This window comes from Streptomyces sp. NPDC020875, from assembly GCF_040641415.1.
GTDB lineage: Bacteria > Actinomycetota > Actinomycetes > Streptomycetales > Streptomycetaceae > Streptomyces.
The window spans coordinates 1-24,183 of record NZ_JBFADP010000087.1; the positions used below are offsets into that span (position 1 = coordinate 1).

Sequence of the window (24,183 nt, forward strand, 5' to 3'; positions counted from 1 at the left end):
AAACTAGCCCGGTGACCACCTCTATCTGCGGAGGGACTACCGCGACGCGGGGGCGCCCGTGAAGACGGCCTGGGGCCCCGGCTGACCCCCGGCGCGCCCCGGCCGCCCCGTGCGGCCGTCCGGAGCGCCTCAGCCCGCGACCGTGCCGGGACCCGGGCCAGGACCCCGCCCCTGATCCGGCTCCGGGGGCGAGGGCGCGTCCGCCCGTACGGCGGGGCCCGCGGTGTCGTGCGCCCCGTCGAACAGTTCCAGCATCCGGCCGAGCACCTTGGCGCACGCGGCGATCTCCGCCCCGGTCAGCTCGCCGCCCGCCCCGCGCAGGAACTCCCGCTCGCGCCGGGTGACCGCGGTGAGCGCGGCGTCCCCCGCCGCTGTGAGCCGGATCAGCGGAGAGCGTCGATGCGCCGGATTCGGAACCGGCTCCACCCAGTGCGCGGCCTCGGCCCCGTTCACCATCCGCTGGACGAACTGCCTGCTCAGTGCCTGACCGCGGCTCAGCTGCGGAACGCTCATCGGGCCGTGGCGGCGCAGCAGGTCGAGCACCGCCCGAACCCCGGCAGGCATCCCCTCGGCCGGAGCCGTCCGCTCCACCGCCCGCAGGACCCGGCGATAGAGGAGACCGCTCAGCCCCAGCACATCGGCGAGGCGGTCGGCGAGTTCATCGGGAGTCAGCGGCTTCACGGGCGTCGTCACCCCACCATCATGACACCTTGGTTGTCATCCTTCACCGGAGATGACACCTTGGTTGTCATGACTGATGGATCCCCTCCCGACGGCCTCCGCTCGTTCCCGGCCGAGGACGGTGTGCTCGCCTATCGCGACCGGGGCACCGGACCGCCGCTGGTGCTGCTGCACGGCGGCTTTCTGCACGGCGCGATGTGGGAACCACAGCTCGACCGGTTCGCCCACACCCACCGGGTGATCGTGCCGGACGCCCGGGGTCACGGCGGCTCCACCGCCGGTACCCGGCCGTTCCGGCACACCGACGACGTGGCGGCGCTGCTCCGCCGGCTCGACTGCGGGCCCGCCGTCGTGGCCGGCCTCTCCATGGGCGGAGGCATCGCCACCGATACGGCGCTGGAGCATCCGGAGCTGGTCCGGGCCCTCGTCGTCAGCGGGGTCGGCACCAGCGAGCCCGACTTCCGCGACCCGTGGACCACGGCGGTACTGGCGGATGTCCAGCAGCTGCTCCTCGGGGGCGACGCCACCGGCGGGATCGAGCGCTTCCTCGACTTCGCGGCCGGTCCGTACCGCACCCTCGCCGAGGTGGACCCCGGGGTCGTCGGCGCGCTGCGGACCATGGCCCGGCACACCCTCACCGAGCACTGCGGAACCGGCGGACAGGCCCGGCCGGTCCCCGTCACCCGGACCTGGGAGCGGCTGGCCGGGATCGCCGTCCCCGTACTGGCCGTCAACGGCGGGCTGGACTCGGAGGACCATCTGCGGCTGGCCGGGCGGCTGGTGGCCGGGGTCCCGAACGGCCGGACCGCCGTGGTCGACGGCACCGCCCACTACCCCAATATGGAGCGGCCCGACGCCTTCGACACCGTACTGGCGGAGTTCCTGGCCGAACTGCCCGACGAGAAGTGACGGGGACCGACGGGCACCTGAGCCCGCCGGGACACCGCCGGGCCCCGCCGCCCGCTACCGCGCCCCGGCCGCCGTGAACTCCCCGGGCTCCAGCGTCGGCCCCGCCGGGCCCGGGCGGCGGGGTCCCACGGCCGCGGCGAGCAGGACATCGGGATACAGCAGCCGGGTCGGCGGCCGTTCCGTCGTCATCACATCGAGCAGCGGCAGCATCACCCGGGTGTCGACGGCGCCCACCGCGACCACCCGGTCCAGATAGCGGGCCAGTCCCCGGTCGAACAGTCCGGGCGGCCGGGCCGAAGCGCCCGGGTAGAAGGCGTCCTGGCCGGTGGCGAGGTTCCAGGCGGAACCCACCGGGCCCGCCACCGCGCGCTGGATCCGGCGCGCCGTCCCCCGGGTCCGCGGATCGTACCGGCGCAGGACCCGCGCCATGGCCAGGGCGCCGCGCGCCGCCACGGACAGACCGTGGCCGTAGACGGGGTTGAAGGTGGCGACGGCGTCGCCCAGCACCACGAAACCGTCCGGCCATCGCCGGATCCGCTCGTAGAACCGGCGGCGGTTGGCGGTGCTGTGACTGACCGCCACATCCGTCAGGGGTTCGGCGGCGGCGATCAGATCACCTATGACGGGGTTCCGCAGCCGCCGGGCGAAGGCCGTGAACTCCCCGGGATCCCCGGACGGCCTGCCGCCCCGGGTGCCGGCGAGAGTGACCAGCCACCGGCCGTCCTCGATCGGGATCAGTACCCCGCCCTGCCCCGGCGGGCGGCGCGGATTCGCCTGGACGTTGACGACGGGGAATCCGCTCGCCGCCGTCGCGGGGGCCCGGAAGATCCGGGTGGCGTAGACGACACCCGAGTCGACGGTGGTCTCGGCGACCGCGGGCAGTCCCAGGGCGGACAGCCGCCCGGGGGTCCGGGATCCCCGGCCCGTCGCGTCGACCACCAGATCGGCGGCGATCGTCTCCTCCGCCGCCGCCCCGGTCCTGACCCGGACGCCGGTGACCCGGTCCGCGTCGCCGGTCAGGCCCAGGGCCGTACCGCGCGACAGCCGCACCCCCGGCCGGGCCAGCACCCGGCGGCGCAGCTCGGCGTCGAGCAGATCGCGGCTGCAGGCCAGGATGTAGTGCCGGGACGGATGGTGCCGGGCGAACCAGGGCCCGGGCGGGCTCATGGAGACCAGATCGCGCATCAGCTCCATCCGGTGCGCGCCCGCCGCGAACAGATCGTGATCCAGACCGGTCACCAGCTCCGCCATCACCCGGACCCCGGCCGACCAGACGACATGGGCGTGCCGGGCCTGCGGAACCCCCGGCCGGGGTGCCGGTCCCGCCGGCAGTTCGTCCCGCTCCAGGACCGTGGTCTCCACATCCCCGAGCGCGGCGGCGGAGGCGGCGGCCAGCATCCCGGCCGCCCCGCCCCCCAGTACCAGTACCCGTGGTCGACGGTTCATGATCTGCTCCCTTCCTCTACGGCGGCGTGCCGTGCGGCCCCGCCGGTCCCCGTCCGCTCCCGCAGCACCCGGGAGATCGCGGCGAGGTCGCGGTACTCGAACCCCCGCTGCGGGGGCGGCTCGTCGACCGTCGGCCCCGGCCTTCTGCGGTGGTGGCTGCCGAGGGCGTCGATGATGGTGGCGGCCCAGGCGATCGCGGCGGCGTGGGCGCTGCCGTGCCCCGCGGCCAGAGCCTGCTGGTGGGCCCTGGCCCGCAGATCGGTGTCCAGATGCCGGGCGAGCTTCAGCAGACCGTCGTTGATATCAGCCTCGCGCCGGGTCAGCCGCAGAGCCGTCGAGGCCAGCGGACCGAGCCTGACTCCGGCGGCCGACGGGTCCACGGTCCGCATCAGCCGCCACAGCGGACCCAGATCGCGGTACGTACGGCGCATCCGCAGCCGCTCCTGGATGTACGGACCCGCGTGCGGAATGATGAAACCGGCCGCCACCAGGACCCCGTTGAGAGCGGCCATCGGCGGGGCCGCCTGTGTACTGAGCCAGTCCAGGTCGTGACCGGCGAACCGGCGGGAGCCGTAGGCCGTCAGCTTCATCGCCTCGTAGAGGATGCCGATCACATACCCGGCCTGCATGAAGACGAGCCCGGACCGCAGCCAGCCGCCGACCCGGGGGATCCAGGTCCACAGCAGCCGGGCCGCGACGGCCGTGGCGACCGAATGCGCCGCCAGATAGAGCAGGATGTGCTCACGCATCCACGGCGTGTCGGCGTAGTAGGTGTCGAGATCGCGGAGGCGTTCGACCCCGACGTCGGCCGGGACGAAGGTGGCCCACAGCCCGATCACCACCGCCGCGTAGACGGAGACGACCCAGCGGATCCGCCGGGTCCTGGACGCGGACGGATCGTCCCGCCAGACGATGATCAGTACCAGGCAGAGTCCGCAGAACGACACCAGCAGCGAGTAGACGATCGGCGCGGCGATATTCGCCACCCCGAAGAGATCGTTGACCCGGGCGATATTGGTGGGGACGGCGGAGACGAAGACGCCGATCGCCATCACCAGCAACCCGCCCACGGCCCGCATATCGGACTCACGGCCCCAGGCGCGCACGATACCCGGCGTCTTGATCGCGAGGGCGACCGCCAGCGCGACCGCCGGAAGGGCATAGGAGACCGAGAAGTCCGCCGGGTGCATCGATCAGCCCCGGCGGCCCGGACGGGCCCACGCCACGGCGGCTAATCGCCCCGGCCCCCGGGTCCGCCGCCCCGGTCGTCGTATCGCCGGGCGGGTCCCCGCCGGGGCGCTACGCACTCTCTTCCCGGGTGTTCGATTTCAGCATCGCCTCCAGCATCTGTGCCACGGCCGCCCGCTGAGGCACCGTCAGCTCATGGCCCCGGAACGACACCGACGTCACCCCCAGCCGCTCCATCAGCTCGGCCATGGGGTCCGGTACCTGACGCGACAGCCGTTCCACCAGAGGCTGGAGGGAACGATTCAGCAATTGGGTCGCGGGCGCCGCGAGAAAATCACCGGTCACCCCGAAGAACTCCGTCAGCGCCTGACCGTGCACGATATTGGGCGTCTTCCGCCCCTCCAGCAACTGCTGCGCCCAGACCGTGCTGACCCCCAGCTTCGCCGCCACCGCCGCCACATCAACCGGTCTGCGCTCGGTCCGGGTCTGATAGAGATGCAGCACCCGGCCCCGTACCCGCGCGTCGACGTCGTCGTCCCAGGACGCGGCACCCCCCTTGAGGAGGAAGCGGATCCGGCGGCCGGATATCCCGGTCTCGTACGAGATCTCCGGCACGTCGACGACCTCGCCCGGATCCAGCCCGTGTTCCTCGACGAGTTCGTCGAGCCGTCTCAGCGTTCTGCGCAGAGCACTCGCGGCTTCGGTCACGACCGGTCTCTCCCCGCCCTCGGTATCCTCGGCTTCCTGGGTTCTTTGATTCTTCGGTTCCCAGGTTTCCGCGTCGGCCGACGGTACCGCGTGACGAGCCCGGCTGCCATCGCGGTCCAACGATCGTTGACCGCCGCCCCATCGATCGTTCCGGCCGGCTCCGCCCGTCACGGCACGGCCGCCCCGACGGGCACCGGCCTTTCGGCCGCCCGCCCGAACACCTCCGCCAACAGCCCCGCGAGCGCGTCGAGTTGCCACGACGGCCGGTCCGTCCGCCGGACGAGCCCCAGTTGCGACGGCTCGTCGAGACCGTCGATCCCCAGATACCGCACATCCTCCCGGGCCGCCCGCTCGGCCAGCGGACGGCATACCAGCATCCCGTGGTCGCCCGCCGCGACCAGCGCCAGCCCCTCCTCGACGGTGGAGATCCCGGTACCGGACCGGATCGGCACCCCGCCCGGGGTGGCGGGCGGCACCCGCGCCGCCCGCCAGTAGTCGGGGGCGTCACCCAGCGGACGGAGCACGTCGAGCGCCGCCAGCTCCTCGACGTCCACCCGGCCCGCGGCCGCCAGCGGATGCCGCGCCGACACCGCCAGCAGCCGGTCCTGCGGCGGGAACCGGAATCCGGTGGTCAGTCCGGGCTCGCCGACCGGAAGCTCCACCACGGCGGCGTCCACCCGGTCCTCCAGCAACGCGGTGAAAGGCGACCCGAGCGGGATCTCCACCAGCTCCAGCACCACCCCGTGCTCACCTCTCAGCCGCCGGAACGCCTCGGTCACCTCCCCGTAGAGCCCGCCGTGGAAGCCGATCCGCAGCCGGTCCAGGGTGCCGCTGCGGGCCCGGTCGCGAGCCCGGTCCACGGCGGCGGACAGCGCCCGGTACGCCGGCCGCACCTCCGCCACGAACTGGACCCCGTGCCTGCTCAGCGCCACCCTCCGGCTGGTGCGGTCGACCAGCCGGACCCCCACCCGGCGTTCGAGCCCGGCGACCAGCTGACTCACCCGGCTCTGCGCACAGCCCAACCGCTCCGCAGTCCGGCCGAAGTGCAGCTCCTCGGCCAGCACCAGCAGGCACTCGATCTCCTGGACATGAACCTGATGCACGACTTCCTCCCGTGACCGGCGTCGATAACCCCCACTGATCGAGCGTTCAGAAAGTCGCCGTTGTTCCGGATCCGGCCCGCTGTTTGATTGGAACGCATGGTCACGCAGTCACCGGTCCCGAGCACCGGCCCTGATTCCGGTCCCCGCCCGGGTCCCGCCCCCCTTCCCGTCTCCGATGCCGATCCGGCCCCCGGCCCCGGCTCCGATCCCGGTTCCGGTACGGCCCCCGGCCGGACGACCCGGCGCCGGTGGGCGGCCGTCCTGGTCCTCACCCTGAGCACCTTCACGGTGGTCACCTCGGAGATGCTGCCCATCGGCGTGCTCACGCCGATGGCCGACGGCCTGGGCATCAGCCCCGGCGCCGCCGGATCGAGCCTGACCGTCACCGGCCTGGTCACCGCCGTCACCGCCCCCCTCGTACCCCGGCTGATCGGCGCGCGCGACCGGCGGGCGGTGCTGGTGCTCGCGATGCTGGTGCTGGCCGTCGGCAACGCCCTCACCGCCGTGGCCCAGGGCTTCGGCCCGCTCATCGGCGCCCGGATCCTGCTGGGCGTCGGGATGGGCGCGGTCTGGGGGCTCGCCGCCGCCGTCGCGCCCCGGCTGGTGGCACCCCGGCACGCCGCCCTCGCCGTCTCGGTCACCGTCGGCGGGGTCGCGGCCGCATCCGTCGCCGGTGTCCCCCTCGGTACCGTCGTCGGCGACGCCTTCGGGTGGCGTACCGCCTTCACCGCCCTCGCCGTCCTGGCGGTGCTGCTCGCCGCCGGACTGCGGCTGACCCTGCCCCGGCTGCCGCGTCCCACCGCCCCGGCGGATCCCGGCGGTACGACCGCGCGGACGCCCGCGCCGGCCGGCCGGGCCGTGCTGACCGGCCTGGTGCTCATCGCGCTCCTGGTGACCGCGCACTTCGCCGCGTACACCTATGTCCGGCCGGTCCTGGAGGAGCGCACCGGACTCGCCCCCGGCACCGTCGCCGTCGTCCTGCTGGTCTACGGAATCTTCGGGCTGGCCGGGAACTTCGCCGCCGGGGCCCTGGCCGCCCGGCGCCCCCGCGCCACGGTCCTCGTCCTCACCGCGGGCATCGCCCTGTCGACCGGGCTGCTGGCCCTCGTCGGCTCGGCGGCGGTCCCGGCCGGGGCCGCGGTCGCCCTGTGGGGGCTGGCGTACGGCGGTCTCTCGGTGGCCGGACAGCTCTGGATGGTCCGCTCGGCGCCCGACCGGGTGGAGCGGATCACCGGTATCTACGTGGGCGTCTTCACGGCCGCGATCGCCCTGGGCGCCTTCGTCGGCGGGGCGGTCGTGGAGACCGCCGGGATCACGGCCCTGCTGTGGAGCGCCGCGGCCCTCGCCGCCGTCGCCCTGGCCCTCGGTCTGCCCGGCGGCGGCCGGACGGCCGGGGACGGCCCGGTCATCGGGGCGTCGACGCCCGGGCGAACTCGTCGGTGAAGGCGGCCGTGAACGCCGGCAGGTCGTCCGGCTTCCGGCTGGTGATCAGGGTGCTGTCGCCGTCGCGGCAGACCCGGACCGGCTCGTCGACCCAGGTCCCGCCCGCGTTGCCGACATCGGTCCGCAGACTGGGCCAGGACGTCAGGGTCCGCCCCCGGACCACATCGGCCTCGACCAGGGTCCACGGGCCGTGACAGATCGCCGCGACCGGTTTCCCGGCCTCGAAGAACGACCTGACGAAGGCCACCGCGTCACGATCCATCCGCAGGGCGTCCGGGTTGGCGACCCCGCCGGGGAGTACCAGCGCCCCGAACTCCCCGGCGTCCGTGCCGGACACGGTCCGCTCCACCGGGAAGCTGTCGCCCCGGTCGAGATGGCGGAACGCCCGGACTCGGCCCTCTTCCGTGGAGACCAGGACGGCTACGTCCCCGGCGGCCTCGACCGCCTTCCACGGTTCGGTCAGCTCGGACTGCTCGACGCCCTCCGGCGCCACCAGAAACGCGACTCTCATCGCCGCCGCTCCTCTCGCCGCGCCCCCGGCACGCGGGTGCGCGGCGGGGGCGTCCGGCTCGTCTCGGCCGATGTGCGGGGGAGACCGTCCGGGGCCGGGTGGCATCGCCGGATCACGTCCGGTGAACGGCCGCAGCGCCCGGCCCGGTGCCTGTACGCGTACGCCTCCCACAGGCCGTCCGGTCAGCCCTTGAAGACGTCCTTCGCCTTCTCCTTGGCCTGTCGGGCGTCCCCCTCGGCCTCCTTGGCCCGGCCCTTCGCCGCCGCCCGCTCGTTGCCGACCGCGCGACCGGCCGCCTTCTGGGCCTTGCCCTTGAGCTGCTGGGCCTTCGCCCGCGCCTTCTCGTCCTTGGCCATGACACCCACCTCTCGGGGAGAACGGGACGGCATCCGTACGGTCACGGATGCCGTACGGCCGCCGGGTGCCCGCCGGGCCGGGGGGTAAACATCGCACCGTCCCGGTCCGATCCGGCCATCCGGCCCGGACCCCGCCCCCGGCCGCCGCACAGCGGTACGGGGCGGGCCCGGGAGAGAACCCGGGCCCGCCCCGTACCGGTCGGAACGGTCGGGCCGCCGCGGGTGGCGGCGGACTCGCGCGATGTCGTCGCCGGACCCCGCTACCAGTAGTGGTTGCGACCGCCGACGGCATGGCCCATGAGGCCGAGAACCCACAGCACGATCCCGATCACCACGAGCACGATGCCGATGGTCCACAGAATGTTGAGACCCGTGATCAGACCGATGATCAGCAGGATGACACCAAGGACGATCATGGTCACTCCTCGGCCAGGATGGCTTTTGTCCCGATATGTAGAGTTCCCGGCCGGGGGCGGGGTAAACGCGGCGCACGACGCGGCCCCGCCCGCCCCGGATCCGCACCTCGACCGGTGGCTTCGGGGCGGGCTGCCGACCCCGGTGCCCCGAACCCGGGAACTCGCCCCCAACTGACCCGTATGTGATTTAGGTTAGCCTTACCGTATAAGCGTTCGGGTCTCGGTCGGAGGCAGGCCGATCGCCGCGCAGGCGCGGACTTCCGGCCGGGTGACCCAGGGGAGGGATCGCATGGGCACGACGACCCTGCGTACGTCGGCCGGAAGCGCGCCGACCGCATCCGAGCCGTCCGGCCGGACCGGGACGCGGCTGCGCCCGCCCGGCGGGGAGGACTTCATCGCCGTGGGCGGGCACGCACCGCACGAGCACCCGTTCCACCAGTTCCTGTACGTACCCCTGGGGCGGATCGTGGTGTCGGCGCTCGGCCGGGACCACGAACTCTCCGCCTCGGTCGCGCTCTGGATCCCGGCCGGGGTCGTCCACAGCGCGCACTTCGGCCGGGACGCGGTGGTCGTCCCCGAGTCGTTCGACGGCGGATCCTTCGATCTGCCCTACACCGAACCCACCCCGGTCAATGTCAACGACGCGCAACGCTCCCTGCTGCTCGGCCGGATGCGCAGCAGTACGGCGGAGCGCGACGACCCGGCCGTCTTCGCCGTACTGTGCGCCGCGCACCCCGACAGTCTGCCGCTGCCGCAGCCGGTCACCCCGGCCGCGCTCGCGGTGGCGCGGGGGCTGGCCAGGGCGCCCGGTGACGCGCGGACCGCGACCGACTGGGCCGCCGCGCTCTACGTCAGCTCGACCAGTCTGCGCCGGGCGTTCCGGGCCGAGACCGGAATGGCCTTCTCGGAGTGGCGCACCCGGCTGAGGCTGAACCACGCCCTGACCCTGCTGGACCAGGGCCAGTTGGTCAGTTCGGTCGCGGCCCAGGTCGGCTTCGTCAGTACCAACGGTTTCATCCTGGCGTTCCGGCGCTACTTCGGCCGGACCCCCGGGTCGTACGCCCGCAGCAGACCCGTCGGGCACCTCTGACCGGTGGCGAGCGGAAAACCCCGGGCCCGGTCCCCTCGTGTCGTGGAGGGGGCGGGCCCGGGGTCGTCTTCCGGGATCACCCTTCCGGGATCACCGGGCGGCGGTCACCAGGCGGCGGTTACCTCGGCGACGGTCGTCACCCGGGCGCACCGGCCCGCCGCCCATTCCAGCGCCATCCGGTGCTCACGGGCGGAGAAGTCGGCGACGGCGTCCGCGACCACGAACGCCCGGATGTCCCGCATCCACGCGTCGGCGGCGGTCATCAGTACCCCGATATGGGCGTAGACACCGGTGACGACCAGCTGGTCCCGGCCGAGGGCGGCCATCCGTTCGGCCAGATCGGTACGGACGAAGGCGCTGTACTTCCACTTGGTCAGCACCTGGTCGGGGGAGGCCGGGGCGACCTCGGCCGGGATCGCCTCCGCCCGTGGGTCGGCGGGCAGCCCGGAACCCCAGAAGTCCTGCTGGAGGCCGCGTTCGGCGGGGCTCTGGCCGCCCCGCTGCGCGGTCCACAGCACCGGAACGCCCGCCCGGTCGGCCTCGGCACGCAGCCGGGCGACCGCGGTCAGCAGGGCCTTCACGGTCGGCGAGTCCGCCCCGTACGCCGACAGGAAGTGCCGCTGGAGGTCGTGGACGAGGAGTACCGAACGCGCCGGGTCGGGCTTCCAGTCGACCCGGTTGACCGGCAGCTCGTCCGCGGCCGGGAGGGGGTAGGGGGTGATACGGGGGAGGCTCATGGTGTTCCGTTCGTTCCTTCGGTTCGGTCGGTGTCGGGGAGGGCGGCCGGTACGGTGCCGGGGCCGGCCGTGGCGCCGGGACCGGCGGCCGCGGCGCGCAGCTCCCGCTTGGACACCTTGCCGACCCCGGTGGTCGGCAGGGCGGCCACGAACGCGATCCGGTCGGGCACCTTGTACCCCGCCAGTCCGCGCCCGCGCAGATGGGACTTCAGCTCGGCCGGGCGGAGCGGCCCCGCCGCCGGACGCAGCACCACATAGGCGAGACTGCGCTCCCCGAGATAGGCGTCGGGCTCGGCGACGACATGTGCGTCGTGCACCGCCGGATGAGCGAGGAGGTGGTTCTCCACCTCCTCGGGGGCGATCTTCTCGCCGCCCCGGTTGATCTGGTCCTTGGCCCGGCCCTCCACCACGAGATGCCCGCTCGGCAGGGCCCGGACCAGGTCCCCGGTGCGGTAGAAGCCGTCGGCGGTGAAGGCGCGCCCGTTGTGCTCGGGGGCCCGCCAGTAGCCGCGGATGGTGTACGGCCCCCGGGTCAGCAGATGCCCGGTGGTGCCCGGCTCCACCTCGCGGTCCTCGTCGTCCACGACCAGGACCTCGTCGTCGGCCGAGACCGGCCGCCCCTGTGTGCCGTTCACCAGCTCGTCGGGGTCGTCCAGCCGGGTGTAGTTGACCAGGCCCTCGGCCATCCCGAAGACCTGCTGCAACCGGCAGCCGATCGCGGGCCGGACCCGGCGGGCCGCCTCCTCCGAGAACTTGGCGCCGCCGACGAGGAGGACGTCGAGAGAGCTGAGATCGTACGGAGTCCCCGCCGCCGCGGCCTCCGTCCACAGCAGTGCCAGCGGCGGTACCAGCCCGGTGATGGTCACCCCTTCCCGTTCGATCAGCGGAAACGCCGCGTCCGGGCTCGGCTGCGGGCACATGACCACCCGGCCGCCCGCGTACAGCAGGCCCAGCGACCCCGGGGAGGAGAGCGGGAAGTTGTGGGCGGCGGGCAGCGCCACCAGATAGACCGAGTCGGCCGTCACCCCGCAGATCTCGTTGGAGGCGCGTACCGAGTACAGATAGTCGTCATGGGTCCGGGGGATCAGCTTGGGCACCCCCGTACTGCCGCCGGAGAGCTGGAGCAGGGCGATGTCCCACGGCCGGGGTCCGCCGCCGGGCAGCGGACCGCCGGATCCGGGGGTACGGGGCACCTCGGCCAGGGCCGTGAAGGGGCCGGGGTCGGGGTCGGCGACGAAGACGTGCCGGAGCGCGGGGGCGTCCCGGAGGACCTCGGCCGCGAGGTCCCGGTGGTCGAATCCGGCGTGCCGCCCGGGGCAGACGTACGCCACGGCCTCGGTGAAGGCGCAGAAGTAGCCGATCTCCGCCCGCCGGTGGGCCGGGAGCGCCAGTACCGGTACCGCCCCGATCCGGAACAGGCCGAAGACCACCTCCAGGAACGCCGCCGTATTGGGCAGCTGGACCACGACCCGGTCGCCGGGGGCGATTCCGCGCGCCGTGAACCCGGCCGCCAGCCGGTCGGCCCGGGCGTCCAGCTCCGCGTAGCTGACGGTACGGCGCTGGTCCCCGTCCGGGTCGACGACCGCCACCCGGTCCGGGTGGGCGGCGGCCCGCTCCCGGAGCATGCCCCCGAGGGTCTCGCCCCGCCAGTGGCCCGCGGCCCGGTAGCGCTCGGCGAACTCGGCGGGCCACGACGGCGCGTCGGCCCCCGCGGTCGCGGTCGCGGTTCCGGTGTCGGCGGCGGGGCTCACAGGGCGGCTCCCACGGCGTGCAGGAAGGTACGGAACTTCGCGGCCGTCTCCGCGGTCTCGGCCGCCGGGTCGGAGGCGGACACCACCCCGGCGCCCGCGTACAGCCGCAGCAGTCCGCCGGTCGCCTCGGCGCAGCGCAGGGTGACGATCCACTCGCCGTCCCCGTCGGCGTCCTGCCAGCCGACCATGCCGGTGAAGTAGCCCCGGTCGAAGGGCTCCAGACCGGCGATGGCGTTCCGCGCCGCCTCGGTCGGCGTCCCGCACACGGCGGGTGTGGGGTGCAGGGCGCACGCCACGTCGAGGGCCGTGGTCTCCGGGTCGGCGAGCCGCCCGGTGACCGTGGTCGACAGATGCCACATGGCGGCCGTCCGGACCAGGGTCGGGTGTTCGGGTACGTCCAGGGCGGCGCAGTACGGAGCCATCGTCGCCCGTACCGAGTCCACCACCATCGCGTGCTCGCGCAGATCCTTCGCGGACTCCAGCAGGGCGGCGGCCCGGCGGACGTCCTCGGCCAGATCGGGGCTGCGCGGCACCGAACCGGCGAGCGGGTTGGCGACCAGGTCGTCGCCCCGGCGGGAGACCAGCAGTTCGGGGCTGGCCCCGAGCAGGGTGCGGCCGGGTCCGGTCGGCAGGGCGAAGACGTAGCCGGAGGGGTCGTTACGGGCCAAGCGGCCGAGGAGCGCGGCCAGATCGGGCTCCCGGCCGGGCGAGGCAGCCACCTCCAGGGTGCGGGCGAGGACGACCTTGTCGAGTCCGCCGCCGGACATCCGGGCCACCGCTTCGGCCACCGCGGCGGCGTAGACCTCGGGCGCCGGGACCTCCGTCACCGTCCAACCGGCGGGTTCGGGCACGCCGGGATCCAGGGTCACCAGCGGGTCGGAGCCGAGGGAGGGGCCCTCCGCGACGGTCTCGGGGACGACCAGCGCGGCCGGGCGGCCGGTGTCGAACGGGATCGCGCCGAGGACCAGCGGCCGTTCGCGGCCGGGCCGCCGGGCGGCGGCGAGCGCGGCCCGTACCCGGTCGGGCAGCGGCCGTTCGTCGAACGGGACATCGGCCCGGACGCCCTCGGCGAGCAGGGTACGGGTGGGGGTGGCCAGGAATCGGGCGCCGGGCCGGTAGGCGTCGAGCAGTCCGGTGGCGACACCCACGGCCGGGTGTCGCCGGGCGGTCGGCGCCGGACGCGAGGCCGGGACGGCGGGTACGGGCGGTGCGGGGGGTGTGGCGACTGGTCGGGCCGTCGGCACGGTGACTCCTCAGGGCTGCTCGGGTGCGCGGCGGGCGCGCGTGGTTCCGGGTGGGCTGTGGGACGGGTGGTGCGATGTCGTCGGCTCGCTGTTCGGCCGGGGTGTTCTCCGGGCGGCCCGTCGAGTGGTCCGGCGGATCGCGCGACGGCTGCGGTCGTGGGTGGGCGGATGGGTCTTCGGGCGGGCGGTCCGGTGGTCGGCGGGCCGGGCCCGGGAGGCCGCCGGGGGCGGGATCGCCCGGGCCGGGACGGCGGTACCGGCGCGGTCGTCCGGGTGCCCGGGGGCTGCCGAACCGGTGCCCGGCTGCGGCGTATCGGCGGGGGCAGTGCGGCAGTTGCGGGGGCGCGGCGAGTGTCCGGCGGCGTACCGGCGATCCGATCCGGTACGCCGCCGGGCCCGGCCGTCAGCGCAGCCCGGCGCCTCCGTCCACGTACACCTCCTGCATGGTCACGTGCCGGGCCTCGTCGGAGGCGAGGAAGGCGACGGTCGCGGCGACGTCCTGCGGATCGGCGATCCGGCCCAGCGGGATCGGCACCCGGTAGCGGGCCGGATCGCCCTCCAGGACACGGCGCGGCACGGTGTCGCCGTCCCACAGGGACCGCTGCATGGCGGTGTCGGTGGCGCCGGGCGCCACCACGTTGCACCGCACGCCCCAGCGCGCGTACTCCAGGCCCAGGCATTTGGTGAACGCCGCGGCGGCGGCCTTCGACGCCGCGTACGCCGCCATCCCGGCCCGGGGCACACCGCCCGCGTCGGAGCCGACGGTGACGACGCTGCCGCGGCCGCGCGCGGCCATCGACGGCACGATCTCCCGCGCGGTGTGGAACACCCCGGCGGCGTTGACCGCGAACAGCCGGGCCCAGTCGGCGTCGCCGACATCGGCCGCGGGCCCGGTGTGCAGTACACCGGCCACGTTCACCAGAACGTCGACGGGGCCCAGCGCACCGGTCACCTCGGCGGCGACGGCGCGTACCGCGTCCGGGTCGGTCACGTCCAGCGCGGCCGGCAGGAACCGGCCGGGCGCCCCGGTGTCCGCCATCCGCTTTGCGAGACCCTCGACGGCCGCGCCGTCGACGTCGGTGGCGGCCACCGACGCGCCCTGGGCGTACAGGGTGCGGGCGACCGCGGCCCCGATGCCCCGTCCGGCGCCGGTGACGAACGCGACCCGGCCCGCGAACCGGGGGTGCCCGGGGGGTGCGGCGTCAGACATCTTCTTCCTCCAACTCGGATGGGTTCCGGCCGCCCCGGGCCCGGCGGCCCGGGGCGTCGATCGGGGTTCAGCCGTCCAGGGCGCGGGCCACGACGGGCCCGATCTCGTCCAGCGCGGCGGGGGACATCAGCGCGTCGTGGCCGGTGTCCATGGGGTGCTCCACGAGCCGCCCGTCGAGATACGGCGGCCAGACCAGCTCGGGCCGCGCGTCGTCCGGTGTGGTCCTGGTGGCGGTGAAGAACAGCACGTCGCCCCGGTAGCGGCGGCTGCGGCTGCGGGCCAGCAGCCGGACGCAGTGCACATTGACCGACACGATGGCGTCGAGCAGCCGCTCGTCGAAGCCCGCGAGCAGCCCCCGGCTGTCCCGGATCGCGGCGATCCGCTCCTCGCGGTCGGCGGGAGCGTCGTCCCCGCCGCCCGCGGCAGCGTCGCCTCCAGCACCGTCGCCGTCACCGGCCTCGCCACCGTCACCGGCCTGGTCGGCCCGGTCGGATCCGAGTCCGGCGACGGAGAGCAGGAACCCGGACTCCTCGCGCTCCAGCCGCTCCCGCCAGTCGGGGGTGTCCGCGTACGACCAGTCCTCGGTCTCCGGCGGATAGGCGTCCAGCAGTCCGAGGAACGCGACCTCCTCGCCCCGTTCCTGGAGCAGCGCCGCCAGAGTGTGGGCGAGCGTGCCGCCGAAGGAGTAGCCGAGGAAGTGGTACGGGCCCTCGGGCTGCACGGTCCTGATCTCCGCCAGATACCGCTCAGCCAGCCCGGCCACATCCGCCACATCGGGCAGTTCGCCCGCGAGTCCGGGCGACTGCACCCCGTACACCGGACGGTCCGGATCCAGATGGCGCAGCAGCCCGGTGTACTGCCAGGCGAAGCCCGACGCCGGGTGGAAGCAGAACAGCGGCGCGGCGGAGCCCCGTTCCCGCAGTGGCATCAGCACCCGCAGCGCGTCGTCCCGGGCGTCACCGGCGATCCGGGCGGCGAGATCCGCCACCGTCGGCGCCGACATCACCGTCCCCACCTGTACGGGGACGGCCAGCTCGTCCCGGATCCGGCCGACCAGCCGCATCGCCAGCAGCGAATGGCCGCCCCGGGCGAAGAAGTTGTCCTCGACCCCGATCCGTTCCAGCCCCAGCACCTCGGCGAACAGCCGGACCAGGGTCCGTTCCCGGGCGTCCCTCGGGGGACGGCCCGCGCCCTCGCCGAAGTCGGGCTCGGGCAGGGCGGCCCGGTCGGTCTTGCCGTTGACCGTCAGCGGCAGCGCCGTCAGGGAGACGAACGCGGAGGGCACCATGTACTCCGGCAGGGTCGCGGCGAGCCGGGCCCGCAGCGTCTCCTGCGCGGCGTCCGCGCCCGCCGCCGGGACCGTGTACGCCACCAGCCGCCGGACCCCCGTCGGGCCGGTGTGGACCGTCACCGCGGCGGCGGCCACCTCCGGCAGCCCGGCGAGCACCGACTCGATCTCGCCCGGCTCGATCCGGAAACCGCGGATCTTCACCTGGTCGTCGGCGCGGCCCAGATAGTCCAGACCGCCGTCGGACCGCCAGCGCACCAGATCACCGGTCCGGTACATCACCGCGCCGGGCGGACCGTAGGGGTCGGCGACGAAGCGTTCCGCGGTGAGCGCCGGACGGCCCAGATAGCCGCGGGCCAGTCCCGCCCCCGAGAGATACAGCTCGCCCGGAACCCCGCGCGGTACCGGCCGTAGCGCCCCGTCGAGGACGGCGGCCCGGGTGTTGAAGATGGGGCGGCCCACACACGAGCCGTCGCTGTCGGCGACATCGGCGCCGAGCGCGTTGATGGTGTACTCGGTCGGCCCGTACAGGTTGTAGGCCATCGTGCCGTCGGTCGCCGCCAGCAGCCGCCACAGCGAGTCGGGGACCGCCTCGCCGCCGAGCAGGAAGAGCGCCGGGCGGTGCCGGTCAGGTGCCAGCAGCCCGGCGTCCACCAGCTGCTGACCGTACGACGGGGTCACATTGACGACGTCGATGCCGACCCGGTCGTAGTGCGCGGTGAGCGCCGCCGGGTCGAGCCGCAGCTGCTCGCCGATGACATGCACCTCGTGCCCGTCGACCAGCCAGAAGAACTCCTCCCAGGACATGTCGAAGGCGAACGACACCGTGTGCGCCACCCGCATCCGGCGGCCCCCGGCCAGCTCCACCGCCGGTACGAAGATCCGCTCCCGGTGGTTCTCCAGCATGTTCGTCAGACCGGCGTACGGCACCACCACCCCCTTGGGGCGGCCGGTGGAGCCCGAGGTGTAGATGACGTATGCCGGATGCCGCCCGTCGCGACGGGCCGTCAGCTCCGCCTCGGCCAGGGCCGTACCGTCCAGCGCGGCCAACTCGCCGGCGGTCGCCGGATCGTCGAGACACAGCTCCGGCACGCCGGGGACGCGCGGCACCCGGTCCGCCACGCCCGCCGTCGTCACCAGGCACAGCGGGCCCGCGTCCGCCACCATGGCGGCCAGCCGGTCCACCGGGTGGTCCAGATCCAGCGGCAGATACGCGGCACCCGTCTTCAGCACCGCGAACAGGGCCACCACGAACTCCGCCGACCGGGGCAGCCCCAGCGCCACCACCCGCTCGGGACCGGCGCCCCGCGCCCGCAGCGCCCGCGCCAGCCGGTTGGCCCGCGCGTCCAGCTCGGCGTAGGACAGCCGCTCGTCCTCGAAGACCAGCGCCGTCTCGTCGGGGGTACGGGCCGCCTGGGCGGCGAACAGGTCCGCCACCGACACCGGCTCCACCGGATGCCCGGTGTCGTCACCGAGCGCCAGCAGCGCCGCCCGCTCCGGCTCCGGCAGCGTGTGCAGCCGCCCCACCGGCACCGAGCCGTCCTCCGACACGGCGCGCACCAGCCGGGCCAGCCGCTCGGCGATCCGGTGGGCCGTCTCCGCGTCGTAGAGATCGGGCCGGTAGGCGAGGGTGAGTTCCAGCGCCGGACCCGGGGTGACCGCCAGGGTCAGCGGATAGTGGGTGCCGTCGACGCTGTGCGTCCAGCCGATGCCGTGCTCGGCGACGGCCTCCTCGCGGGCCGAGTCGTCCAGCGGGGTGTTGCGGAAGACGTAGAGCGTGTCGAAGAGCTGGCCGATCCCGGTCTCCCGCTGGATCCGGCCCAGACCGGTGTAGTGGTGCGGCAGCAGCTCGGCGTGCTCCGCCTGGACCCGGACCAGCAGCTCCCGTACCGACTCCGCCGGACGGAGCGCCACACGGAACGGCAGGGTGTTCATGAACATGCCGATCATCCGGTCCACGCCCGGGAGCCCCGGCGGGCGGCCCGATACCGTCGCGCCGAAGACCACGTCGTCCCGGCCGGTCAGCCCGGCCAGCGCCATCGCCCAGGCCGTGGAGAGCACCGTGTTCAGGGTGATCCCGGCGCCCCGCGCGAACTCCCGCAGCCGGTCGCTCGCCGCCTCGTCCAGCGACAGATCGACCACCTCCGCCGTCACCGGCGGACGGGCCGGATCGGCCGCTGCGACCAGGGTGCCCTGGTCGAGACCCGAGAGATGGCCGCGCCAGGCGACCACCGCGTCGTCGGTGTCCACCGCGCCCAGCCAGCGCAGATAGTCCCGGTACGGGGTCACCGGCGGCAGCACCGCCGGATCGCCCCGTGACCCGTAGAGCGCGAACAGCTCCTCGAAGAACAGCGACTCCGACCAGCCGTCGGTCAGGATGTGATGCTGGGTCACACAGAGCATCCAACGGTCGGCCGCCAGCCGGATCAGCGCCACCCGGATCAGCGGCGGATCCCCCAGGTCGAACCGGGTCGCCGCGTCCGCGAGGGAGAACTCCTCCAGCGCCGCGTCCTGCCCGGCGCGGTCGAGCTCCGACCAGTCCAGCTCCCGCCAGGGCAGCTCCCACTCGGCGGGTACCGCCTGCACGGGACCGGGCAGGCCCTCGTGCCAGAACCCGGACCGCAGATTCGGATGCCGCGCCAGCAGGGCGGCGAACGCGTCCCGCAGCGCCGCCCGGTCCACCGCGTGCCGCAGCTCCACGAAGTTCTGCATCAGATAGACGTCGAGGGCCCGCTCGTCGTACCGGGCGTGGAAGTACAGCCCCTCCTGGAGCGGCGCCAGCGGCAGCACCTCGCCGACCGACGGGAACACCCCGGTCAGCGTCGCGCGCTCGGTCTCGGTCAGCTCCACCAGCGGCGCGCTCCCGGCGAGGAATCCGCTGCCGCCGTCGGCCTGACCGGCGACCGCGCCCGCGACCGCCGCCAGCCGGGCCGGGCTGCGGTGCTCGAACACATCGCGCGGCGTCAGCAGCAGACCCTCCTTGCGGATCCGCGCCACCAGCCGGATCGAGACGATGCTGTCGCCGCCCAGGGCGAAGAAGTCGTCGTCCGCCCCGACCTCCGCCACGCCCAGCACCTCGGAGAAGACCGCGCACAGCGCCTCCTCGCGGGGCCCGCGCGGCGGCCGGGACGCCGCCTGCCCGGAGAGTACGGGGGCGGGCAGCGCCGCCCGGTCCAGCTTGCCGTTCACGGTCACCGGCAGCACCGGGAGCAGTACCACCGCGGACGGCACCAGGAACTCCGGCAGCCGCTCGGCGAGCCGCTCGCGGGCCCACTCAGGGTCGACGGTGCCCGTCGCATAGCCGACCAGCCGCTTCACCCCCGGGGTGTCCTCCCGGACCACCACGGCCGCCGACGCCACCCCGTCCAGAGCGGCGAGCGCCGCCTCCGCCTCGGCGGGCTCCACCCGGTGCCCGCGGATCTTCACCTGGTCGTCGGCGCGGCCCAGGAACTCCAGCTGCCCGTCCGCGCGCAGCCGCACCAGGTCCCCGGTGCGGTACATCCGGCCGCCGGGCGGCCCGTACGGATCGGCGACGAATCGTTCCGCCGTGGCCGCCGGGCGCCGCAGATAGCCCCGCGCCTCACCGGCGCCCGCCAGATACAGCTCCCCGGCCGTGCCGTCGGGCGCGGGCCGCAGGGCACCGTCCAGCACATAGGCCGTGGTGTTGCCGATCGGCAGCCCCACCACCGGACCCTCGGAGTCCGCCAGATCGGCGCCCAGCGCGTCCACCGTGTACTCGGTGGGCCCGTACAGATTGACCGACAGCACCCCCGGGGTCTCCCGCACCTCCCGCCACAGCGCGTCCGGTACGCCCTCGCCGCCGAGCAGCAGCAGCCCCGGCCGGTGCGCGTCCCGGGCCAGCAGCCCGCACTCCAGCAGCGCCTGCGCATGGGTCGGCGTCACGTCCAGCGCGTCGATCCGCCGCTCGCGGACGTACGCCACGGTGAACTCGGCGTCCCGGCGCTCGGTCTCGTCCAGGACGTGCAACTCGTGCCCGAGCACCAGCCAGAACAACTGCTCCCACGAGGTGTCGAAGGAGAACGACGCGGTGTGCAGGGCCCGCAGCCGCCGCCCGGCGGCGGTGGCCACCGGGCCGAAGACCGCCTCGGCGTGGTTCGCGTAGAGCGCCGCCAGGCCGCCGTGGGTGACCACCACGCCCTTGGGCACCCCCGTCGAACCCGAGGTGTGGATCACATACGCCGGATGCCCCGGCAGCGGCCGGCGCGCGGCGGTGAACCCGGCCGGGGCGTCCGCGAGCCGGGCCGCGACCGCCTGATCGTCGAGCACGACCCGGGGCGTACCGGCCCCGCCGCCGTCGGCCGGCGGCAGCAGCGGCAGCGCCGCCGACGTGGTCAGTACGCAGACCGGCCGGGCGTCGTCCAGCATCAGCGCCAGCCGGTCCGCCGGATGGTCCAGATCCAGCGGCAGATACCCGGCACCGGTCCGCAGTACGGCGAGGATCGCGGCCACCGCGTCCACGGACCGGGGCACCGCGAGCGCCACCACGTCCTCCGGACCGACCCCCCGCCCGGCCAGCAGCCCGGCCAGGGCGTCCACCCGGGCGCCGAGCCCGGCGAACGTCAGCCGCTCGGCCCCCGCCACCACCGCGCACGCGTCCGGCGAGGCCGCGACCCGCTCGGCGAACCGGTCGGCGAGCGTACCGGCCGGGACCTCCCGGACCGGACCGCGAACTCCGGGCCGGACCGCGCCCGGCTCGTCGGCGGCCAGCAGCCGCAGCGCCCCCACGGGCACGTCCGGATCCCCGGCCAGCTGGTCCAGCAGCCCCGCGAGCCGGGCGGCGATCACACCGGCCGCCCGCGCGTCGAAGAGGTCCGGACGGTACTCGACCGCCAGCTCGACCCGGTCGCCGAGATCGACCGAGAGCGTCAGCGGATAGTGCGTCCCGTCCCGGGCCTCCACATCCGCCACCCGGACCCCGTCGGAGAGCGCGGGCCTGGCCGCCGGATCCACCGGATAGTTCTCCACTACCACCAGCGTGTCGAACAGCTCACCGCCGCCCGCCTGCTTCTGGATCGCCCCCAGCCCCAGATGGTGATGGGCCAGCAGCCCGTTCTGCTCGTCCCGGAACCGGCGGATCAGCCCGCCCGCCGACTCCCACGGACGGACCGTCAGCCGGACCGGCACGGTGGTGATGAAGAGCCCCACCATCGACTCGACGCCCGGCAGCTCCTCCGGCCGCCCCGACACCGTCAGCCCGAACACCACGTCGTCCCGGCCGGTGAGCGACCCCACCAGGAGCCCCCACGCCGTCTGTACCAGCGTGCTCGGAGTGGTGCCGAGCCGCCGGGCCGCCGCGGTCAGCCGCGCGGTCGCCCCGGCCGACAGCAGCGACCGGTGCACCCCCGGCCGGACCGGCAGCCGCCCCGTATCGGCCGGGGCCACCAGCGACGGCCCCTCCAGACCGCCGAGCGCCCCCCGCCACGCGGCCTCGGCCGCCGGGCGGTCCTGGGTCTTCAACCACCGCAGATAGTCCCGGTACGGCCGGGCCGGCGCCGGAACGCCCGGCCCGCCGTCCGTGTCGTACAGCGCCAGCAGATCCTTCACCAGCAGCGGCATCGACCAGCCGTCCACCAGAATGTGATGGACCGTCACCACCAGGAGATGGTCCTCCGGCCCCAGCCGGGCCAGCAGCAGCCGCAGCAACGGCGGCCGGTGCGGGACGAACCGGCGGTTCAGCTCGGCCCGCTCCACCCGGCGCACCGCCGAAGGCGACGGATCGTCGGAGAGATCCACCCGGTCCAGGGCGAACGGCACCCGCGCCGGGACGAACTGCACCGGCTGCGGTACGCCCTCGTGCCAGAACCCGGCCCGCAGATTGGGATGCCGCTCCAGCAGCGCGACGGCCGCCCGCTCCAGCCGGTCCCCGTCCAGCGGACCGGTCAGCGACACCGACACCTGGACCGTGTACACGTCCGGCGCGGCCCCGTCGTACAGCGAATGGAACAGCATCCCCTGCTGCAGGGGGGACAGCGGGAGCATGTCCTCGATTCGAGCCTGGGTCACTGCTGTGCCCTCCACATGTCTTCGAGCATCGTGATCTGGTCCTGGTCCAGGTCGACCAGGTCGAGGTCCGAGGGGGTGTGCCCCCCGGTGCCGCCGCCCGCCGCCCACGCGGCGACGGCGTCCACGGCGGCCAGGAAGCCGTCCGCGAGGTCCGTGACGACCCCCTGCGGAACGGCCTCGCCCGCCCGGATGAACGTCAGGGTCAGCTCCGGCCCCTCCGGGCCGTCCGCGATCTCGGCGGTGATCTCCAGCGGGTGCGACAGCGGCAGCAGCGGATCGGGCCGCCCCGCCAGGGCGTCGGCCTCCTCGGCCGGACCCCACGCGCCGCCGTCCGGACCGCCCGCCCGGCGCCCCAGGTAGTTCCAGAGCACCTCCGGCCGGGCCGCCCCGTCGAACAGCCGGGCCGTCGCCGGGTTCGCGTACCGCAGCAGACCGGCACCGATCCCGCCGTCCGGGACCTGCCGCAGCAACTCCTTGATCTCCTTCAGGGCCGCCCCCGCGTCGTCCCGGCCCGCCACCACACCCGCCGGGTCGTACGACCGGGACGTCAGCCGGAGCGGATGGATGGCCGTGAACCAGCCCACGGTCCGGGTCAGATCGGCGCCCGGCAGCAGCTCCTGCTCCCGGCCGTGGCCCTCCAGATCGACCGTGAAACCGTCCTCGTACGGCAGCCCGCGCCGGGCCGCCAGCCCGCCGACGGCCAGCGCCAGCACGGTCAGCAGGGTGTCGCCGACCGTGCCGTGGAACGCCGAAGGCACGTCCCGCAGCAGCGGCGCCGTCCGGGCCGCCCCGGCCCGCACCGTCAAGGTCCTGGCCGTCGCCGCCGTGTCGAGGGCGGGATCCAGCTCCCGCCGGGAGAGCAGCGGCCCCCGCGCGCCTGGCGCCGAAGCGGCCAGCCAGTGCGCCAGTTCGGCCGTCCGCCGCGGCTGCTGCGCCTCCGCCAGCAGATGGGTCGTCCAGCTCCGCAGGGACGTCGGCACCGGCTCCGGCGCCGGGGTCCGGCCCCCGGCCACCGCCTCGTACGCGGCCCGCAGATCCGGCAGCAGGATCTGCCAGGACACCTCGTCCACGGCCAGATGATGGGCGGCCAGCAGCAGCCGCCCGGACACGTCCGGACCCCGGTCGAGATGGACGCCGCGCAGCACCACCCCCGACTCCGGCGCCAGCAGCCCCGACAGCCGGGCGGACTCCCGGGCCAGCAGCTCCCGCAGCGCCGCACCGGAGAGGCCCGTCGCGTCCACCGTCTCCACCACATCGGCGGCGGACACCGCCCCGGCGGGCCGGATCTCGGCACTCCACACCCCCGGCCGCGGCACCGTCAGCGTCAGCCGGAGCGCGTCGTGGTGGTCGATTACCGCCTGGACCGCGCCGACCAGCCGGGCCCGGTCCGCCCCGGGCGGCAGCTCCACCAGCCGGGCCTGCCCGAACGAGGCGTACGGGCCGCCCCGCTCGGCCAGCCACTGCGCCACGGGCGGCAGCGGCAGCGGCCCGGGGCCGCCGTCCGGGACCCGGACGGGCGCCGGGGACGACCCGCCGTCGCGTACGGCCGCCACGGCGGCGAGCCCGGCTGGCGTCGGATGCTGGAAGATCTGCCGCGCGGAGACCGTCAGCCCCGCCTTACGGGCCATGCCCACCAGCCGGATCGAGAGAATGCTGTCCCCGCCCAGCTCGAAGAAGTTGTCGTCGGGACCGATCCCCGGCACCCCCAGCAACTCCCCGATCAGCGCGGCCAGCACCTCGGCCGGTGTCCCCGCGGGCACCGCGCCCCGCTCGGCGGTCTCCCCGGCCGGCTTCGGCCGCTCCGGCGCGGGCAGGGCGCGCCGGTCGAGCTTGCCGTTGGGGGTGAGGGGGAGTTCGGCGAGGGTGACGAAGGCGGACGGGACCATGTACTCCGGCAGCCGCTCCCGGGCCAGTGCGCGCAGCTCCTCCGGATCCACCTCGTAGCCCTCGACGGGCACCACATACGCCACCAGACGCCGTACCCCCGGGGTGTCTTCGCGGAGGTGGATGGTGGTGTGGGTGAGGTGGGGGTGGGTGGTGAGGGTGGTTTCGATTTCGGCGGGTTCGATGCGGAGGCC

The 24,183-nt window shown here is 74.6% G+C and carries 17 protein-coding genes; 3 read left to right on the plus strand and 14 right to left on the minus strand.

The genetic code is table 11. The annotated features are described in order from the left end of the window. Nucleotides 1-129 precede the first annotated feature (129 nt). Entirely contained in the window at nt 130-693 is a 564-nt protein-coding gene (locus AB0G74_RS32195; RefSeq protein ID WP_361153620.1) for a MarR family winged helix-turn-helix transcriptional regulator, read from the minus strand. 57 nt (nt 694-750) lie between these two features. Between AB0G74_RS32195 and AB0G74_RS32200 the strand changes: the two genes are divergently transcribed. Continuing rightward, complete coding sequence (locus tag AB0G74_RS32200) at nt 751-1,590, plus strand: alpha/beta fold hydrolase (RefSeq protein ID WP_361153623.1); 840 nt, start codon at nt 751-753, stop codon at nt 1,588-1,590. A 54-nt stretch (nt 1,591-1,644) separates the two neighbouring features. On the opposite strand, the gene AB0G74_RS32205 is transcribed toward AB0G74_RS32200, so the two are convergent. The 4 genes from AB0G74_RS32205 to AB0G74_RS32220 all read right to left on the minus strand — a co-directional run bounded on the left by AB0G74_RS32205 (nt 1,645) and on the right by AB0G74_RS32220 (nt 6,035). Next, complete coding sequence (locus tag AB0G74_RS32205; protein ID WP_361153626.1) at nt 1,645-3,036, minus strand: FAD-dependent monooxygenase; 1,392 nt, start codon at nt 3,034-3,036, stop codon at nt 1,645-1,647. After that, entirely contained in the window at nt 3,033-4,226 is a 1,194-nt protein-coding gene (locus AB0G74_RS32210; protein WP_361153628.1) for an MAB_1171c family putative transporter, read from the minus strand. Before AB0G74_RS32210 ends, AB0G74_RS32205 begins: the two co-directional genes overlap by 4 nt. A gap of 109 nt (nt 4,227-4,335) precedes the next feature. Beyond that, nucleotides 4,336-4,932, minus strand: coding sequence for a hypothetical protein (locus tag AB0G74_RS32215; protein WP_361153631.1), 597 nt, complete (start codon nt 4,930-4,932; stop codon nt 4,336-4,338). Between the two features lie 167 nt (nt 4,933-5,099). Continuing rightward, nucleotides 5,100-6,035 (minus strand): LysR family transcriptional regulator, encoded by a 936-nt coding sequence (locus tag AB0G74_RS32220; protein ID WP_361153634.1) that lies wholly within the window; start codon nt 6,033-6,035, stop codon nt 5,100-5,102. 96 nt (nt 6,036-6,131) lie between these two features. Between AB0G74_RS32220 and AB0G74_RS32225 the strand changes: the two genes are divergently transcribed. Further along, nucleotides 6,132-7,478, plus strand: a complete 1,347-nt coding sequence (locus AB0G74_RS32225) for an MFS transporter (RefSeq protein WP_361153637.1) — start codon at nt 6,132-6,134, stop codon at nt 7,476-7,478. Here the strand turns inward: AB0G74_RS32225 and AB0G74_RS32230 are convergent. The 3 genes from AB0G74_RS32230 to AB0G74_RS32240 form a co-directional block, all read right to left on the minus strand. Then, nucleotides 7,441-7,989: a type 1 glutamine amidotransferase domain-containing protein gene (locus AB0G74_RS32230; protein WP_361153640.1), complete on the minus strand. Its 549-nt coding sequence runs from the start codon at nt 7,987-7,989 to the stop codon at nt 7,441-7,443. The genes AB0G74_RS32225 and AB0G74_RS32230 overlap by 38 nt on opposite strands. A 182-nt stretch (nt 7,990-8,171) precedes the next feature. After that, nucleotides 8,172-8,345 carry a CsbD family protein gene (locus tag AB0G74_RS32235; protein WP_361153643.1) on the minus strand — a complete coding sequence of 58 codons (174 nt, stop codon included), beginning with the start codon at nt 8,343-8,345 and terminating at the stop codon, nt 8,172-8,174. A gap of 260 nt (nt 8,346-8,605) precedes the next feature. Further along, nucleotides 8,606-8,761, minus strand: coding sequence for a DUF6131 family protein (locus AB0G74_RS32240; protein ID WP_361153645.1), 156 nt, complete (start codon nt 8,759-8,761; stop codon nt 8,606-8,608). A gap of 289 nt (nt 8,762-9,050) precedes the next feature. Here AB0G74_RS32240 and AB0G74_RS32245 point away from each other — a divergent pair, with 289 nt between their 5' ends. Next, entirely contained in the window at nt 9,051-9,851 is an 801-nt protein-coding gene (locus tag AB0G74_RS32245; protein WP_361153648.1) for an AraC family transcriptional regulator, read from the plus strand. Between the two features lie 104 nt (nt 9,852-9,955). Here the strand turns inward: AB0G74_RS32245 and AB0G74_RS32250 are convergent, their stop codons facing one another. From AB0G74_RS32250 to AB0G74_RS32275, 6 genes are all read right to left on the minus strand, one after another. Continuing rightward, on the minus strand, nt 9,956-10,588 hold the full coding sequence (locus tag AB0G74_RS32250) for an isochorismatase family protein (RefSeq protein ID WP_361153650.1): 633 nt from the start codon (nt 10,586-10,588) through the stop codon (nt 9,956-9,958). Then, on the minus strand, nt 10,585-12,339 hold the full coding sequence (locus AB0G74_RS32255) for an AMP-binding protein (protein ID WP_361153653.1): 1,755 nt from the start codon (nt 12,337-12,339) through the stop codon (nt 10,585-10,587). Before AB0G74_RS32255 ends, AB0G74_RS32250 begins: the two co-directional genes overlap by 4 nt. Continuing rightward, nucleotides 12,336-13,583 (minus strand): isochorismate synthase, encoded by a 1,248-nt coding sequence (locus AB0G74_RS32260; protein WP_361153656.1) that lies wholly within the window; start codon nt 13,581-13,583, stop codon nt 12,336-12,338. Before AB0G74_RS32260 ends, AB0G74_RS32255 begins: the two co-directional genes overlap by 4 nt. Nucleotides 13,584-13,986: 403 nt before the next feature. Beyond that, nucleotides 13,987-14,793, minus strand: coding sequence for a 2,3-dihydro-2,3-dihydroxybenzoate dehydrogenase (locus AB0G74_RS32265; protein ID WP_361153659.1), 807 nt, complete (start codon nt 14,791-14,793; stop codon nt 13,987-13,989). Nucleotides 14,794-14,860: 67 nt separating this feature from the next. Continuing rightward, a complete protein-coding gene (locus tag AB0G74_RS32270) occupies nt 14,861-22,105 on the minus strand; it encodes an amino acid adenylation domain-containing protein (RefSeq protein ID WP_361153661.1) in 7,245 nt (2,414 codons plus the stop codon). Continuing rightward, on the minus strand, nt 22,102-24,183 hold a 2,082-nt coding region (locus AB0G74_RS32275), incomplete at its 5' end, for a condensation domain-containing protein (RefSeq protein ID WP_361153663.1). The genes AB0G74_RS32275 and AB0G74_RS32270, both read right to left, overlap by 4 nt.

Excerpts from the sequence above, each read along its gene's own strand:
- AB0G74_RS32200 (WP_361153623.1), top strand. The coding sequence starts at position 751 with ATGACTGATGGATCCCCTCCCGACGGCCTCCGCTCGTTCCCGGCCGAG.
- AB0G74_RS32205 (WP_361153626.1), bottom strand. The coding sequence starts at position 3,036 with ATGAACCGTCGACCACGGGTACTGGTACTGGGGGGCGGGGCGGCCGGG.
- AB0G74_RS32210 (WP_361153628.1), bottom strand. The coding sequence starts at position 4,226 with ATGCACCCGGCGGACTTCTCGGTCTCCTATGCCCTTCCGGCGGTCGCG.
- AB0G74_RS32225 (WP_361153637.1), top strand. The coding sequence starts at position 6,132 with ATGGTCACGCAGTCACCGGTCCCGAGCACCGGCCCTGATTCCGGTCCC.
- AB0G74_RS32230 (WP_361153640.1), bottom strand. The coding sequence starts at position 7,989 with ATGAGAGTCGCGTTTCTGGTGGCGCCGGAGGGCGTCGAGCAGTCCGAG.
- AB0G74_RS32235 (WP_361153643.1), bottom strand. The coding sequence starts at position 8,345 with ATGGCCAAGGACGAGAAGGCGCGGGCGAAGGCCCAGCAGCTCAAGGGC.
- AB0G74_RS32240 (WP_361153645.1), bottom strand. The coding sequence starts at position 8,761 with ATGATCGTCCTTGGTGTCATCCTGCTGATCATCGGTCTGATCACGGGT.
- AB0G74_RS32245 (WP_361153648.1), top strand. The coding sequence starts at position 9,051 with ATGGGCACGACGACCCTGCGTACGTCGGCCGGAAGCGCGCCGACCGCA.
- AB0G74_RS32250 (WP_361153650.1), bottom strand. The coding sequence starts at position 10,588 with ATGAGCCTCCCCCGTATCACCCCCTACCCCCTCCCGGCCGCGGACGAG.
- AB0G74_RS32265 (WP_361153659.1), bottom strand. The coding sequence starts at position 14,793 with ATGTCTGACGCCGCACCCCCCGGGCACCCCCGGTTCGCGGGCCGGGTC.